Source organism: Micromonospora sp. C95, from assembly GCF_018070465.1.
Lineage (GTDB): Bacteria > Actinomycetota > Actinomycetes > Mycobacteriales > Micromonosporaceae > Micromonospora.
The window spans coordinates 49577-65634 of record NZ_JAGPXT010000012.1; the positions used below are offsets into that span (position 1 = coordinate 49577).

The window sequence follows — 16058 nt, forward strand, 5'->3', positions numbered from 1 at the left end:
ACCCGCCGACAACTGTCGAATTCCCGGCCCACTTTGGGCATGCTGCGACAGTGGGAATCCACAGTGCGGGTGGAGGGGTGTCGTGGCGAGCTTTCAGTGCCCTTCGTGCGGCCGGGACATCAAGCCAGCGGTTCGCTGCCCGCACTGCGGTGCGCACCAGCCACAATGGGCCGAGCACCTGGCGGAGATCGAACGATCCATCGCGGAACTGAAGGCCCGCGAGGCCGCCATCGCCCGCGAACAGCGGCAGCTCGCCGCGAAGATGCAGGCCGCGCTCTTCCAGCGGGACATCCTTTCGCACGCCGGCAGCCAGGGCGACGAACGACTCCGGCAGGCCACCCGACCTCGGCGCGTGCTCCGTCGTCGGCCGCCGCGGCGTCCCACCTCCGAGGATGCCTCGCCGCCCCGCGACGGAGTGACTCCGCCGCCCCGGGTACCCCGGCAGGGCCCCGCCGGCACCCAGGGGCCACCGCCACCGACCGAACCGGTCTGGCTGGACGCCGACGATCCTGAGCATCCACCGGAGGCCTCCTCCCGGGAGGTCCAGAACATCCCGCTCGGGCTCGGTGCGCTGCTGCTCGGCGTCGCCGCCGTGGTGTTCGCCGTGGTTGCCACGAGCGCGATGGACGCGTTGGCCCGCCTCGGCATCCTGCTACTCGCGACGGTGCTCATGCTGCTCGCCCCGCCGGTACTGATCCGGCGCGGGCTGACCTCCACGGCGGAGACCATCGCCGCCGTGGGTCTGCTCCTGGTGCCCCTAGCCGGGTACGCGTTGTGGGCCGTGGACCGGATCGGCAACGGCGGTGCCTCCGGTGCCGTCTTCGCTGGAGTGATCTTCGCGGTCACCGCTGCCGTCTCGGTCGGCTACGCGGGGTGGACCAGGCTGCGCGCGCCCCGGTTCGCCACCGTGCTGGCCGCCCAGCCGGTGGTGCCACTGCTGGCGTACGACCGGATCACCGGTCCGGCGGGCTGGGCGCTGGTGCTGACCGTGGTGGCGCTGCTCGACCTGTGGCTGGCCCGCTCCCCGGTCACCGTGGAGCAACCGGGCGTCGAGAACGTGGTCGACTCCCGCCGGTCGAGTGCGCCCCGGCAGCGTTCGGCCGAGCAGAGCCAGATCGACGGACGGCCGGAGGCGGCGCCGGAGGAGAGCGGCGAACTGCTCGATCCCGTCGGTGGCAGCGCGGCCGCACCGACCCGACCGGTGCCCGGGCTGCGGGGACTGACCTGGGTGTTGCACGGGGTGGCGGTCGCCCTCGCCCTCGCGTACGCGGTGACCGCCCTGCTGCGGACCACCACCGTGCCCGGCGCGACCGGCGCCGGCCTGGTGCTTCTCCTCGCCGCCGCCGTCTGCCTGGCCGGGACGCTGGTACTCCGTCGCCCACCCCTGCCCGACCTGGGCGCGGGCGTGTTCACCCTCGCCGTCATCGGCGCCCTGGGGCGGATCGCCTCGGTGGCGCTGCCCGGCCGCGCCCTGCTGTTGATCGCGGTGGTCATCACGGTCACCGGTCTCGCGGTCCGGGCGGTACCCGAGTCCGCCCGTCGGGGACCGCAGCTGGCCTCCGCGGTGGCGCTCACCGTCAGCGGGGTGGTGGTCGCCGGCAGCGCGTTGCGTGCCGGCGTCGCCCCGATCCAGGCGGCGCTGCCGGCCTGGGCGGCGGACCTCGACCGGTACCCGGCCGAACTGGCCGCCGCCGTGGGACCGGCCGCCTGGCAGCTCGCCGCCAGCGCCTTCCTGCTGACCGTGGCCGCGGTGCTGGCCCTGCCGCCGGAGATCCGGCGCGAGTTCGCGGTGACCGGTGCCGCGCTCACCGCGCTGGCCGTACCGGCCTCCTTCGGGTTGGCCTGGCCGCTCGCGCCGTGGCCGATGGTGCTGACCGCGATCGGCATCGGGGCGGCCGGCCTCTCCGCCCGTACCCCCCGCGCCGCGCTGGCGCACGCGGTGGCCGCCGCCACGGTCGGGCTGGCCGGTGCCGGCGCGGCCCTCACCCGGCCGGCGTTGACCGCCGCCGTGCTGCTCACCCTCGTCGTGGCCGGCACGCTGATCGCCGCCGCTCCCCGGATCCGGCTCGCCCCGGCGGCGGCGGACACCGTCTCCGCGTGGGCCGCCGGAGGTGCCGCCTTCGCACTGCCCGGAGCGGTGGCCGCCTTCGTGGCAGCCACCCTGCCGGTGGACACCACGCCGACCCCGGCGAGCTTGCGCGAGGCGACCGTGCCGGTGCTCGCGGCGAGCTTCCTCGCCGTTTGTGTCACGCTCGGTTACGCCGCCGTCGTGCAGGTGTCGCAACGCCAGATTCCGGTACCACTGTCGGTGGGCACCGGCCTGGGGGCGCTGGTGGTCGCCGCCGCCGGCTTCGGCTCACCGGGCGCCACCGTGGCGGATGCCTGGGTCGGCGCGCTGCTGCTGGTTTCCGCGGTGCTGCTCTTCCTGGCTCCCTCGATCGACACCGGCCGGCGTTCCGATCTCACCCTGGACGGCTCCGACCTGGCGGCCGCCGCGGTGACCGCCGCGCTGGTCGCCACCCTGCTGCGGATCGGTACGGTGCTCGCGCCGAGCGGGCAGCTCGCCGTCGCCGCCGCGCTGGTCCTGGTGGTCGCCGTGGCGGCCCGGGCGATGCCCGAGGAGTGGCGCCGCGGGCCGGTACTCGGCCTCACCGTCGGTGGCGTGTTGATCGGGCTGTTGGCGGGCTGGATGGCGCTGCGCGGTGGCCTCGGCGTGCTGGCCACCCCCGGCCCGATCTGGAACGGTGACCTCAGCGGTTGGCCGGCCGCTCCCACCGGCGGCACGACCTGGCAGGGCCCGATCGCCCTGGTGCTGCTCGCGGTCGCGGCGGGGATTCTGCTGCCGCCGCCCTGGCGCTACGACGTGGCCGGCGTGGCGGTGGTGCTCGCCACCATCGGCGCTCCCGCCGCGTTCGAGCTTGCCTGGTGGTCGCCGGTCCTGATCGGCGGCATGGTCGCCACGGTCTTCGGGATGGCCGCGGTCGCCACGATCGATCCCCGGGCCGCGCTGTCCCGAATCACGGTGGCCGGGGTGGTCGCGCTGCACGCGGCCGGCGCCGGCCTGGTACGACCGTGGACGACCGCGCTGGCCCTGGGCAGCATCGTGCTGATCGGCGCGGTGGTGGCCGCGCTGGCCCGCAACATGGCCGAGCCGCTCGTCGAGGACATCGAGGCGGAGGGCATGCCGCCGCACCTGGCGCAGATCGGTGGTGCGGGGGTGGGCGCGGCGCTGTTGGCGCTGCCGGGTGCCATCGCCGCCCTCGCCGTCGAGTTCGGCCACAACCCGCAGGTGGTGCTCACCGCCGGCCTGGCCGCGTCCAGTCTCGGCCTGGCCGCGGTGGCGGCGGCCCGTCGGCAGGTTCCCCAGTACCTGCCCTGGGCCAGCGCCGGGGTGGTCGGCGGAGCGAGCGTGACCGCGCTCGCCGCCGTGCCGATCGCCGTGCCCGTCGGTGTCTACGCCGCTGCGGCGGCACTGCTCGGGGTGCTCGCCGAGCTGGTGCGCGGGGCGACCGAGCCGCCGGTCGGCGCGGCCCAACCGGTGCGCCGCTGGACCGTACTACTGGACGGGGCGCTGCGCCGGCTGCCCGACGACAACCGGCGCCGGTGGCGGGTGAGCCCGGCCGCCGGTGCGCTGGCGGCCGCCGCCGTGCCGGTCGTCCTGGCCCTGGTCTCCATCGCACCGGCGCTGATCGCGGCGCTCGTCGACCCGCATCGCACCGTCGGCCGGATCTGGCAGGGGCCACCGGCGGCCCTGCTCGACCCGCCGCCGGCCGCGGTCAACCCGACCCATGTGCTCACCGCACTGCTGCTCACCGCGACGGCGGCCCTGGCCGCCACCGGGTTCAGTGGCGGCCGTCGGTCCCGGGCCGTGCCGGTGGTGCTGCCCGGCGCCGCCGTCACCCTGCTCATCGCGCCGATCGCGCTGGGTGGCGGCTGGCCGGCCAGCACCCTGTCGGCGTTGGCGGTGTTCACCATCTCGATGCTGGGGTTGGCGCTGACGCCGCCGCCAGCCCTGGTGGAACGGGCCCGCTCGTTGCGACTGGCCCGGGTGCTGGTCTTCCTGATCGGGCTGGCGGCGGGCGGGGCCGGCCTCGCCGGCAGCCTCGCCACTCGGGAGCTGACTCTGTTCACCCTTGGTGGTGCGGTCGGCGTCGGGCTGGTGGCCGCCCTCTACGGCCTCACCTCCCAGGCCCGCCTGCTCGGTTGGCTGTTCGCCTCGCTCATGGCGCAGCTGTTCGTGCTCACCGCCGGCCTGGTGGCCGGGCTCGCCCCGGTCTGGTCGGCGTTCGGAGTGCTGGCGGTCGGCGCGGCCTTGCAGGTCTTCTCCGCCACCCTGCCCCGCCTACGCCGCCCGGAGGCACGTCGCGAGGCGGCGACCGTGGAGTGGAGCGGGCACGCCGCTGCGCTGATCGCGCTGGCGCTGGCCTTCGACTCGCCTCGGCACATCGCCGCGCTGCTCGCCGCCTGGGGTGCGGTCCTCGGCCTCGCGGCGACCCGGCCCGGCCGCCGGCCGGCGGAGCGACGAGTGCTGTTCTGGGCGGTGGTGCTCTGCGAGATCACCGCCTGGTGGATCCTGATGCGGGTCGCCGACGTGGCCCTGCCCGAGGCGTACACCCTGCCGTTCGCCGCGCTGGCCCTGCTGGTCGGAGTGCTTGAGCTACGCCAGCGCACCGACCTGAGCAGCTGGGTGGCGTACGGACCGGCACTGCTCGCCGCCTTCGTGCCGACCCTGGCGATCGTGCTGGCCACCGATTCGAGCACCATGCGCCAGGTGCTGCTACTCCTCGGTGCGGTCGCGGTGCTGGTCTTCGGCTCGATGACCCAACAGCAGGCACCGGTCATCGTCGGTGCGGTGGTCACCGCCATCGCGGCCGTACACGCGCTGTTCAGCCTCGGACCGTGGCTGGCGCTGATCCCGGTCGGCTTCCTGCTGCTGATCCTCGGTGCCAGCAACGAACGCCGACGCCGAGCCCAGGAACGCCTACAGACGGCGCTACGCGGCATGCGCTGAACCGGCTCCACCACACGAGGCCGGTTCGGCGCGGAGTCGGGCCCGACGCACCGGGATCAGAGCCGGCGGGAAGCAGGACGCCAGCGCGCAGAGTCGCTGGCCCCCGCGCGACGTCGGGGCCCGCGCGCAACGTCGAGGCCCGCGCGCAATGTCGGGGCCCGCGCGCAACGTCGGGGCCCGCGCGACGTGGGGCCTGGCAGCGTTTAGTGCGGTGTCCAGAAACGTTCACCGGGCCGCGCCAGGCCCAGGCGGCGATCCGGCAACGTTCCTGAACACAGCACTAGAGGTTGGGGCACTGTCGAGCTGAGAGCCTGGACGGATCAGCCACCGGCGGCCGCCGCGCCGGGCGCATTGGGCGCACGCCGGGCACGTCGAGCGCACGCCGGGCGCGTTGGGCGCCGGGCACGTTGCGCGTTGGGCGCGCCGGTGCCGCTGATAGCACGGACGGCTCAGCTCGACAGCGTCTGAACCCCACATGGTGCGCCCGGCACAGCGCGGCGAACAGCGGCCGCGAGCAGGAGGGCAACGGGGCGAGCAGGCCTGCGGGCGAGCGCCGACAGACGAGCAGGCAGCTGGTGCTAAGAGCGACCGGCAATAGGGCGGTGGAGGCGAGGCGGGCCATGGTCGAGGGTGGTAAGGCGGAGGAGGGAGGCCATGCCGGTGTTGCATGGGCGACGACGACAACGCCGCCAGCCGACGTGCCAGGGCGCGCCGCAGCCCCGCCAGTCCTATCGCCGGTCGCTCTAAGCCAGGGAGGCGCGGAGTGCGGCGTCCTTCTCGGCGACCAGCTGCTCCAGGTCGGCCTGGTACGCCGACATCCGGTCGAGCAGGGCGCGGTCGGCGGTGGCGAGGATGCGGACGGCGAGCAGCCCGGCGTTGCGGGCATTGCCGATGGACACGGTCGCCACCGGTACACCGGCCGGCATCTGCACGATCGACAACAGCGAGTCCATGCCGTCGAGGTGCTTCAACGGCACCGGTACGCCGATCACCGGCAGTGGCGTCACCGAGGCGACCATTCCGGGCAGCGCCGCCGCGCCGCCGGCCCCGGCGATTATCACTTTGAGTCCCCGATCGGCGGCGGCCCGACCATAGTCGATCATCTTGACCGGGGTGCGGTGCGCCGAGACCACCTCGACCTCGTACGAGACCTCGAACTCGGCGAGCACCTCCACGGCGGCCTTCATCGTCGGCCAGTCCGAGTCGCTCCCCATGATCACACCGACCGTGCTCACGCCGCTCGCTCCTCCGGTGTTCCGTCCCGCAGCCAGCGGGCGGCCCGGGCAGCCCGGGCGCGTACCTCGTCCAGATCCTCACCGAGCACCGTGACGTGCCCGATCTTGCGGCCGGGCCGCACCTGCTTGCCGTACAGGTGAACCCGGGCGGTCGGCTCGGCGGCGAAGAGGTGATGCAGCCGCTCGTCGATCGACGTGCCGCCGGGCTGGCCACCGAGCACGTTCGCCATCACCACCACCGGGGCGGTCAACGAGGTGTCGCCCATCGGGTAGTCCAGCACCGCCCGCAGGTGCTGCTCGAACTGCGACGTCCGCGCACCCTCGATGGTCCAGTGCCCCGAGTTGTGCGGGCGCATGGCCAGCTCGTTCACCACGAGCCGGCTACCGCCCGGCGACACCGGATCGGCCACCTCGAACAGCTCCACCGCGAGCAGGCCCACCACGCCGAGCGCGGTGGCCAGGTCGATGGCGAGCTGCTGCGCGGCAACCGCCAACTCCTCGGCCAGGCCGGGTGCCGGGGCCAGCACCTCGACGCAGATCCCGTCCCGCTGCACCGTCTCGACCACCGGGTAGACCGCGACCTGCCCGAACGGCGAGCGGGCCACCTGCACGGCCAGTTCCCGGCGCAGCGCCACCCGCTCCTCGACGATCAGCTTCGTGCCGCCGGCCAGCAGCGTCTCCGCCAGTTCGGTCGCAGCGGTCTGGTCGGTGACCGGCCAGACACCCCGGCCGTCGTACCCGCCACGGGCGGCCTTGAGCACGACCGGCCAGCCGACCTCGTCGCCGAAGGTGACCAGATCGGCGGTGGATGCGACCGCTCGCCAGCGCGGGTTCGGCGCATCCAGGCGGCCGAGCCGTTCCCGCATGACCTGCTTGTCCTGGGCGTGCACCAGGGCCTCGGCGGGCGGGAACAGCTTCACCCCCTCGCCGGTCAGCGTGTGGATGTGTTCGGTCGGGACGTGCTCGTGGTCGAAGGTGACCACCTCGCAACCCTTGGCGAAGGTGCGCAGCGCGGCGAGGTCGGTGTGGTCGCCGTACTGGACGTCGGCGGCGACCAGGGCCGCCCCGTCGTCCGGGGTGAGCGCGAGCACACGCAGCGACTGGCCGAGGGAGATGGCAGCCTGGTGGGTCATCCGGGCCAGTTGGCCGCCGCCCACCATGCCGACCACGGGCAGACCGGTACGGGAATCCATAGCGGCGTCAGCCTATCCGGGCCGGTCGCGGCACCGACCAGCGGATCCGGCTCAACGCAACTGCCCCACCAGTTCCTCGACACCGGTCACCGGGCGCTGGCAGACGAAGCCCCGACAGACGTACGCGGCGGCCCGCCCGTCGACCAGCGGACGGCCGGCCAGCAGCGGAACCCCCGGCTGGTCCGGCGGGCCTGCCACGATCACCGCACCGGGTGGGGCGTGCCGGTACGCCGCCGCCACCAGCGGGTCCGTCGCCGGATCATCGGTCGCCACCGCGATCTCGTACGGCCCGGAGAGCAGCGCCTCGCCCACGGTCGCCGCGTACCCGGTGAAGCGGGCGTGCCGGCCGACGATCGGCGCGACGGTGGACAGGGCCGCCTCGGCGGCCTCGCGGTAACGGTTCTCCCCGGTCAACGCCGCGTACGCGACGAGGGCGGCGACGATCGCGGACCGACCCGAGGGGGTGGCGTTGTCGGTCGGGTCGGCAGGCCGGGCGACCAACTGCTCCGCGTCGTCGGCGGTGTCGTGGAACGCCCCGCCGGGCGCGGCGAAGTGGGCCAGCGCCGCGTCGATGAGCTGACCGGCCAGGTCCAGCCACCGTCCCTCACCGGTGACCTGGTGCACGGCGCAGAACGCCTCGGCCACGCAGCCGTAGTCCTCCAGCACCCCGGCCGGATCGCCGACCCGGCCGTCGCGGGACGCGCGGCGCAGCCGGCCGTCGGAGACGTGCACCCGGGCGAGGTACTCGGCGGTGTCCCGCAGCGCCCCGTCGGCCACGATCGTGACCCCCTCAAGCAGGTTCGCCTCGCCCTCGGTGCCGACCCGGCCGGTGGTCTCGACCAGCCGGACGAACTCGGCCAGCGCAGTGATCGCCAGCCCGTTCCAGGCGGCCACCACCTTGTCGTCGCGCGCCGGCTGGGGCCGGGTGTCCCGGGCGGCCAGCAGTCGGCGGACCACCACCTGCCAGCGTTCCCGCACCGCCGGGTCGGCGTCGTCGACGTCGCGGGCCAGCCGCAGCACGCTGGTGCCCTTTTCGAAGCTGCCGGCGTCGGTCACCGCGAACAGGTCGGCGGCCCACCAACCGTCCTCCTCACCCAGCACCTCGACCAGCTGGGCCGGCGTCCAGACGTAGGTCAGCCCCTCGACGCCCTCGGTGTCCGCGTCCAGCGCGGAGGCGAAGCCCTGCCCGGGCCGGTGCAGCTCGTCGGCGAGGAACCGGGCGGTGTCCCGGGCCACCCGCAGCGCCAGCGCGTCGCCGGTGAGTCGCCAGAGGTGGGTGTACACCCGTAGCAGCAGCGCGTTGTCGTAGAGCATCTTCTCGAAGTGCGGCACGGTCCAGTACCCGTCCACCGAGTACCGGGCGAAGCCGCCGGCCAGCTGGTCATGGATGCCGCCCCGGGCCATCGCCTCGCAGGTGTGCCGGACGATCTCCAGGCTCCGTGCCGAGCCGGTGCGCTGGTGGTGACGCAGCAGGAAGAGCAGATTCATGTGCGGTGGGAACTTCGGTGCCCCGCCGAAACCGCCGTTGACCTCGTCGTACTCGCTGGCCAGCTGGTCGGCGGCGGCGTCGAGCAACTCGGCGGTGAGCGGGGCGGTGGGGCCGCCGACCGCCTGGGCGCCACCGATCGCCTCGACCACCGCGGCGCCCTGGCGCAGCACGGCCTCACGCTGGTCCCGCCAGGCGGCGCCGACCGACTCCAGCAGCCGGACGAAGTTCGGCCGGGGAAAGTACGTGCCGCAGAAGAACGGGGTGCCGTCCGGCGTGGCGAAGACCGTCATCGGCCAGCCCCCCTGACCGGTCATCGCCTGCGTCGCGGTCATGTAGACCGCATCGACGTCGGGCCGCTCCTCACGGTCCACCTTGATCGCGACGAAGCCCTCGTTCAGCAGCTTCCCGACGCCGTCGTCCTCGAACGACTCGTGCGCCATCACATGACACCAGTGGCAGGCCGAGTACCCGACCGAGATCAGCACCGGCACATCCCGCCGTTTCGCCTCGGCGAACGCCTCGTCACACCAGGGCCACCAGTCCACCGGGTTGTCGGCGTGCTGGAGCAGGTACGGGCTGGTCGCCTCCGCAAGTCGATTCACCCGACGACCATATCCAGCCGGGCACCCGGTTGCCGGTCCGACGTCAGGAGGCGCCGTCGGCGCGGAGGGGGAGGACGTTGGTGGGGGCGGTGTCGCGTAGGGAGCCGAGGACGGCGGCGATCTTGTCGGCGGGCATCGGCTTGAAGAAGTGATAGCCCTGGGCAGCGGTGCAGCCCAGCTCGGCCAGTGCGGAACGCTGTGCGGCAGTCTCCACACCCTCGGCCACCACCCGCAGGCCCAACTGGTGGGCCAACCCGACGGTGCTGCGCACGATGGCCGCAGCCTCCGGTGAGTCGGCCATCTGGAGCACGAAGGAGCGGTCCACCTTCAGCTCGTCCACGGTGACCCGGGCGAGGAACGCCAGCGACGAGAAGCCGGTGCCGAAGTCGTCAACCGCCAACTGCACGCCCATCGACCGCAACGTGGTGAGCACCTGGTCGATGACCTCCAGGTCGCTCATCACCACCGTCTCGGTGATCTCCAGAACCAGCCGGTCCGCGGGCACCTGGTGCCGACGCAGCGCCTCGGCGATCTCCACCGGCAACCTCGGATCCAGCAGGCTGCGCGCAGAGAGGTTTACCGAGATGGGGACATTCAGGCCCTCCCGGGCCCAGTCGGCGGCCACCGCGAGCGCCTTGTCGAGCACGTAGCGGGTGAAGGCACCGAGCTGTTCGCTGTTCTCCACCGGCCGGATGAAGTCGGCGGGCCCCAACAGGCCCCGGCGGGGGTGCCGCCAACGAATCAACGCCTCCACGCCGGTCGGCGCCCCGGTGACCAGATCCACGGCCGGCTGCAACACCAGCACCAACTGGTCGTCGGTCTGCAACGCCTCCCGCAGCTCAGCGAGCAGGGCCAGCTGGTCGGTGCTGGCCGCATCGCGTGAGGTGTCGTACGCGGCCACGCTGACACCACCCGATTTGGCCTGGTACATCGCGATGTCGGCCCGGCGCAGCAGCTCGGTCAGGTCGGCGGTGCCGGCCGGGGCCACCACCACCCCGACGGAGACCTCGACGGACATCCGCACCCCGGCCACCTCGGTTGGCGCGGCCAGCCGCTCGGCGATGTCCCGGGCCTGGCGCAGCGCGTACGCCATGGGTGCGGCGCGGTCGCCGACCACCGGGACCGAACTCAGCAGCAGCGCGAACTCGTCGCCACCGAGGCGGGCCAGCAGGTCACCGGAGCGGGCCAGGGCACCGAGCCGGTTGGCGGTCAACCGCAGCAGCTGGTCGCCGGCGGCGTGCCCGAGGGTGTCGTTGACCTCCTTGAACTGGTCGATGTCCAGCAGCAGCAGGGCGACCGGTTGGTCATGGGCGAGCTGCCGCAGCGCCTGGTCACCCTTGCCGAGCATCGCCGCCCGGTTGGCCAGGCCGGTCAGCGGGTCGTGCACCGCCTGGTACGAGGAACGGGCCGTGACCAGGCGCAGCTCCCGGTGGGTGGCGGCGTCGTGCAACGCCGCGGCGAGTGCGTCGGCGAAGGCGGCATGGGCGTCACGTTCCCGGCCGGTGGCTGGCGCTGCACGGGGTAACCGCACCCGCAGGCGACCCACGCGGGTCTCGCCGACCGACAGGTCGCGGACCAGTTCCTCCGGTTCGGGCTCGTCGCCGCCGGGCGGGCCGATCTCCCGGTCGACCACCTGACCGCCCGGGTCACCCCGGTAGCGACGCCACCGTCCGTCGCCCCGGGCCACCTCCACGTCGACCAGGTCGGCCTCGAACAGCGCCAACGCCCCGGTGACACCAGCCGTGGCGACACCCCGCTCGTCGAGCTGGTTGAGCGCCTTCGTGGCCTCGGCAAGCGAGCGCCAGGTACGCCGATCGCGGTTTTCCCGCAACCGTTGCCGGTAGGTCTGCTGAAGCAGCCAGAGTGGAGCGGGCAGCAACAGCAGCCAGCGTGGGTCGATCTCGATCAGCACCACCACCAGCACGCCGACCACCACGTTGCCGACGAACATCAGCAGCTTGCCGCGCAACGCGGCGAGCAGTGGGCGTCCGATCGGCATGCCGTGCCGCAGCGCCAGCATCACCCCGCCCAGCCAGGCGCTGGCGAGTAGGTAGGCGAGGGAACCGGCGCCCACCGCGAGCGCGAGTGCCGGGGTCGGCGCGGCCAGCGTCGGCTGGCCGAGGGCGGTGGTGACCGCCACCGCCAGCGCGGTGGCGGCGGTGTGTGCGCTCGCCACCCGGATCACGTCCCAGGTGGCGTGGCCCTCGTCCAGAATCGAGAGGGCCGTCCAGGCGAGCGCGACGCCGAGCAGCGCGGCCCCGGGCAGCCAGCCGGGTGGTATCAGGTAGAGGCAGACGACCAGGGCGGCTTCGGCCCAGGTGACGCTCACCACGCCGGCTGCGGCGCGGAACCGGAGCCGGGCCAGCTGGGACAGGGCGAAAAGGGCGACCGCGAAGCCGAAGCGGGCGGGCCCGCCGAGCGGATCGTCGGCCGGCAGCCCCACCGGCAGGCTCAGTCCCACCACCGCGGCCACCAGCGCGGTGGCCACCACGGCAGCGGTGAGCAGGTGCAGCCCTGTCGGCGTACCACGGCCCGTGGGCCGGTCGAGCGGTTGACCGGCCCTGCCGGAGGTCACCGACCCCCTCCCGCCGGCCCGAAACAGGCCACGCGGCGGGCGGACACGACTGCGGTGGTCATCGGCGCCCCCTCCCGCGCAGCTTGAGGACTTCTGGTCCCCCCGGCGGAAGGCTAAGCCAAACCCGATGGTCGCAACAGGGGTCGACCATCCGGTTCGACGTGAATCATGCTCCGATCAGCCGTCGCGGCGCTGCTTGTGACCGTTGGGAGCATCCGTGGATGAATCCTGCGTCACGATCCCACCTGTCGGATCATCGACCGAGCGGTCCATCGACTCCGTGCCGGGTGCCGTCGGCCCCTCGCTCGGGAACCGGTCCGGCAGCCGGCGCAGCCGGGCGTTCATGTTCCGGATCAGCAGCACGGTGGCGGCACCGAGGACGAGGATGAGGAACAGGCCCATCGGCCCGGCCAGGCCACCCGTGCGAGTGTCCCCGAAGTTGTTCTGGGTGAGCACCTGGGCAGCGGTCAGCATGGGATTCCTCCGGGTCGCGGTGTGCGACAAGGGTAGCCCGCCGCCCACTCAGCGGGCATGGGCCGTCCCTCGCACGCCGGCGAACAGGTCCGACTCCGGCATCGGGCTGTCGACCGACGACCGGACCAGCTCGAAATCCTCGGTCGGCCAGGCACGCTGCTGCAACTCCATCGGCACCTGGAACCAGAAGCCGTCCGGATCCACCTGGGTGGCGTGCGCCCGCAGCGCGTCGTCGCGCACCGGGAAGTAATCCGCGCAGGGCACCCGGGTGGTGATCCGGGGCCCCTTGTCCGGCCGGTCCTCCCAGCGGGTCAGCCACTCCGCGTACGGCGACTCGGCACCGGTCGCGAGCACCGCCTCGTGCAACGCCAGGATCTTGCCTTTGGAGAAGCCGATGTCGTAGTAGAGCTTGAGCGGCTGCCACGGCGCACCCAGTTCCGGGTAGCGCTCGGCGTCACCTGCCGCGTCGAAGGCGGCCACGCTGACCTTGTGGCACATGATGTGGTCCGGGTGCGGGTAGCCACCCTCCTCGTCGTACGTGGTGACCACGTGCGGACGGAACTCACGCATCAGCCGCACCAACGGACCGGCGGCCACGTCCACGTCCTGGAGGGCGAAGCAACCCTCGGGCAGTGGCGGCAGCGGATCGCCCTCGGGCAGACCGGAGTCGACGAAACCCAGCCATGCCTGCTCGATGCCGAGGATCGCCCGCGCCGCGTCCATCTCGGCGCGACGGATCTCGGCGATGTTCGCCCAGACGTCGGGACGGTCGAGCTTGGGGTTGAGCACGCTGCCCCGCTCACCGCCCGTACACGTCACGACCAGCACGTCAACCCCCTCGGCGACGTACTTTGCCATCGTCGCGGCGCCCTTGCTCGACTCGTCGTCTGGGTGCGCGTGAACGGCCATGAGTCGAAGTTGCTCTGCCAAGGTCGGCGCTCCTCGTCTCTGCCCACCGGCGACCCGCCCCGGGCCCCCGTTTGACCTGCCGGATTCCTCCCCGTAGCGGCATCGGACCGCGCCGGCCTGTCATATTTGACCCCAGCCGTACGCGACGCTGAGCCAGATCTGGCGACCGAGTCGAACAGGAATGGCGGACTCTGCCATTCTTGCCGATACCGCTGACAACAACGCCAGGGAGATACCCCACGGTGACCGAGACGCACGCCACACTTGGACCGGACGCACCGGTTTTCCCGCCCGGTCGGTACGGCCGCCGCCGCGCGCCGCGGCGCCGCCGCCCGGTGCTGGCCGCGCTGCTCGCCGTCGTCGTGGTCGCGGCGCTCACCCTCGTCTCGGTCCGGCTCTACCGGCAGTACGGCGATCCGGCGTACGACGCTCAGGTGATCAGCTACGGCGACATCACGGACGACCAGGTGGTGGTCGACTTCCGGGTGAACCTGCCGGACGGCGACTCGGCGGTGTGCGTGCTGCGCGCCCGGGACCACGCCGGCGCCGAGGTGGCCCGCGAGGCGGTGCCGGTGACCGCCGTCGCCGGGCAGCCGCACGTCACCGTCCGGCACCGCCTCGTGACCACAGCGCGGCCGTTCATCGGTGAGGTCGTCCGCTGCCGACCCGCCGCCTGAGGTTCGGCGAGGTCGTCCGCGCGGCGTGATCGCCGACACTCCTTGTCGTAGGGCACTGGTAACTTGGAGGTTCACCTGTCAGCCAGCACGCACTACTGAGGAGGACCGCCTGTGTCCAATGGCAACGAGGCGCCCGCCACCTGGCTGTCCCAGGACGCGTACGACCGCCTGAAGGGCGAGCTCGACGAGTTGATCGCCAACCGGCCGGTCATCGCCGCCGAGATCAACGCCCGGCGTGAGGAAGGCGACCTGCGCGAGAACGGCGGCTACCACGCCGCCCGCGAGGAGCAGGGCAAGGCCGAGGGGCGCATCCTCTACCTGAAGGAGCTGCTCCGCACGGCCCAGGTCGGCGAGGCGCCGACCGTCGACGCCGTGGCGCCCGGGATGGTCGTGACGATCTACTTCGACGACGACGCCGACGACACAGAGACGTTTCTGCTCGGCTCACGTGAGATCGCCTCGACCACGGACCTGACGGTCTACAGCCCCGAGTCGGCCCTCGGCCAGGCGATCCTGGGTGGCAAGGCAGGCCAGGCCTGCACCTACACCGCTCCGAGCGGCGCCGACATCAAGGTGACCGTGGTCAGCTTCGAGCCCTTCTCCGGCTGACCGTCGTCCGCCGGCCAAGCCGGCAGTCCGATCGTGTCCAGAGGCGTGACGCGCCACCGCGTCACGCCTCTGGTGCGATGGTCACCTGATAGCCGCTGGCCCGCAGGGCGCTGATCAGCATGTCGGAGTGTTCGACACCTCGGGTCTCCACCGACAACGCCACCTCCACCTCACCGAGGTGTAGGTGCGGGTTGGCCCGCTGGTGCACCACGTCCACCACGTTCGCCCGGTGCTCGGCGATCTCGCTCAACAGCGAGGCCAGCTGTCCGGGCCGGTCCGAGCAGCGCACCGTGACCCGCAGATAGCGACCCGCCGCCGCCAGTCCGTGCTCGATCACCCGCAACATCAGCAGCGGATCGATGTTGCCACCGGAGAGCACCACCACCGCCGGCGTGGTCACCTCGACCGCCCCGGCCAACAGGGCGGCCACGCCGACCGCCCCGGCCGGCTCCACCACCTGCTTACCGCGTTCGAGCAGCATGAGCAGTGCCCGGGAGATGTCCTCCTCGGAGACGGTGACCATGTCGTCGACCAGCTTGCGGACATGGCTGAAGGTGACGTCGCCCGGCCTACCGACCGCGATCCCGTCCGCGATGGTGGTGAAGGCCGGCAGCCGGACCGGCTCACCCGCGACAAGTGACGGCGGGAAGGCCGCCGCGCCGGCCGCCTGCACCCCGATCACCCGAACCTCCGGCCGGAGCGCCTTGGCGGCAACCGCCAACCCCGAGATCAGCCCTCCCCCGCCGACTCCGGTGACGATCGTGGTGACCTCCGGGCATTGCTCCAGGATCTCCAGCGCCACCGTGCCCTGCCCGGCGATGACGTCCCGGTGGTCGAACGGATGGATCAGCACCGCCCCGGTGCGCTCCGCGAACGTCTGCGCCGCGACCAGCGACTCGTCGACCGTGGCGCCGATCAGCTCGACCTGGGCGCCGTACCCCTTCGTGGCCGCCACCTTCGGCAGTGGCGCGTTCACCGGCATGAAGACGGTGGCGTGGGTGCCGACCAGGCCGGCGGCGAGCGCCACACCCTGCGCGTGGTTGCCGGCGCTGGCGGCGACCACGCCCCGGGCACGCTCCTGCGCCGACAGCCGCGAGATCCGCACGTACGCGCCGCGCACCTTGTACGACCCGGCCCGCTGAAGGTTCTCGCACTTGAGCCAGACCGGCCCGCCGAGCGCGGCGCTGAGCGGGCGGGACGGCTCCAGCGGAGTGGTACGGATTACCCCGTCGAGCAGTTCCCGTGCCGCGCGCACCTCGTCCAGGCTGACCAGTTCCGTCATGC

At 72.9% G+C, this 16058-nt stretch carries 10 protein-coding genes; 3 read left to right on the forward strand and 7 right to left on the reverse strand.

The window, feature by feature from the left end:
- Positions 1-82 precede the first annotated feature (82 nt).
- Positions 83-5011, forward strand: coding sequence for an SCO7613 C-terminal domain-containing membrane protein (locus tag KBX00_RS16145; RefSeq protein ID WP_210827745.1), 4929 nt, complete (start codon positions 83-85; stop codon positions 5009-5011).
- 743 nt (positions 5012-5754) lie between these two features.
- Here KBX00_RS16145 and purE read toward each other — a convergent pair.
- The 6 genes from purE to mca form a co-directional block, all read right to left on the reverse strand.
- Positions 5755-6246, reverse strand: a complete 492-nt coding sequence (gene purE / locus KBX00_RS16150) for a 5-(carboxyamino)imidazole ribonucleotide mutase (protein ID WP_210827747.1) — start codon at positions 6244-6246, stop codon at positions 5755-5757.
- Positions 6243-7439: a 5-(carboxyamino)imidazole ribonucleotide synthase gene (locus KBX00_RS16155; protein WP_210827749.1), complete on the reverse strand. Its 1197-nt coding sequence runs from the start codon at positions 7437-7439 to the stop codon at positions 6243-6245. The genes purE and KBX00_RS16155 overlap by 4 nt, the downstream gene beginning before the upstream one ends.
- Positions 7440-7490: 51 nt before the next feature.
- The gene (locus tag KBX00_RS16160) at positions 7491-9530 is read right to left on the reverse strand and encodes a thioredoxin domain-containing protein (protein WP_210827751.1); all 2040 of its coding nucleotides are present in this window, start codon (positions 9528-9530) and stop codon (positions 7491-7493) included.
- Positions 9531-9573: 43 nt separating this feature from the next.
- A complete protein-coding gene (locus KBX00_RS16165) occupies positions 9574-12042 on the reverse strand; it encodes a bifunctional diguanylate cyclase/phosphodiesterase (protein WP_301548056.1) in 2469 nt (822 codons plus the stop codon).
- Positions 12043-12282: 240 nt separating this feature from the next.
- Positions 12283-12579 carry a hypothetical protein gene (locus tag KBX00_RS16170; protein ID WP_210827759.1) on the reverse strand — a complete coding sequence of 99 codons (297 nt, stop codon included), beginning with the start codon at positions 12577-12579 and terminating at the stop codon, positions 12283-12285.
- Positions 12580-12627: 48 nt separating this feature from the next.
- On the reverse strand, positions 12628-13509 hold the full coding sequence (gene mca / locus KBX00_RS16175; RefSeq protein ID WP_210827761.1) for a mycothiol conjugate amidase Mca: 882 nt from the start codon (positions 13507-13509) through the stop codon (positions 12628-12630).
- Between the two features lie 221 nt (positions 13510-13730).
- On the opposite strand from mca, the gene KBX00_RS16180 reads away from it, so the two are divergent.
- Positions 13731-14165 carry a DUF4307 domain-containing protein gene (locus tag KBX00_RS16180; protein WP_210827763.1) on the forward strand — a complete coding sequence of 145 codons (435 nt, stop codon included), beginning with the start codon at positions 13731-13733 and terminating at the stop codon, positions 14163-14165.
- Positions 14166-14276: 111 nt separating this feature from the next.
- Positions 14277-14774: a transcription elongation factor GreA gene (greA, locus tag KBX00_RS16185; protein WP_164446063.1), complete on the forward strand. Its 498-nt coding sequence runs from the start codon at positions 14277-14279 to the stop codon at positions 14772-14774.
- Between the two features lie 61 nt (positions 14775-14835).
- On the opposite strand, the gene ilvA is transcribed toward greA, so the two are convergent.
- Positions 14836-16056 carry a threonine ammonia-lyase gene (ilvA, locus tag KBX00_RS16190; protein ID WP_210827765.1) on the reverse strand — a complete coding sequence of 407 codons (1221 nt, stop codon included), beginning with the start codon at positions 16054-16056 and terminating at the stop codon, positions 14836-14838.
- Positions 16057-16058 lie beyond the last annotated feature (2 nt).

What these genes read in the sequence shown, in the direction of transcription:
- KBX00_RS16155 (WP_210827749.1), bottom strand. Translation starts at nt 7,439, where the DNA reads ATGGATTCCCGTACCGGTCTGCCCGTGGTCGGCATGGTGGGCGGCGGC.
- KBX00_RS16170 (WP_210827759.1), bottom strand. Translation starts at nt 12,579, where the DNA reads ATGCTGACCGCTGCCCAGGTGCTCACCCAGAACAACTTCGGGGACACT.
- ilvA (WP_210827765.1), bottom strand. Translation starts at nt 16,056, where the DNA reads ATGACGGAACTGGTCAGCCTGGACGAGGTGCGCGCGGCACGGGAACTG.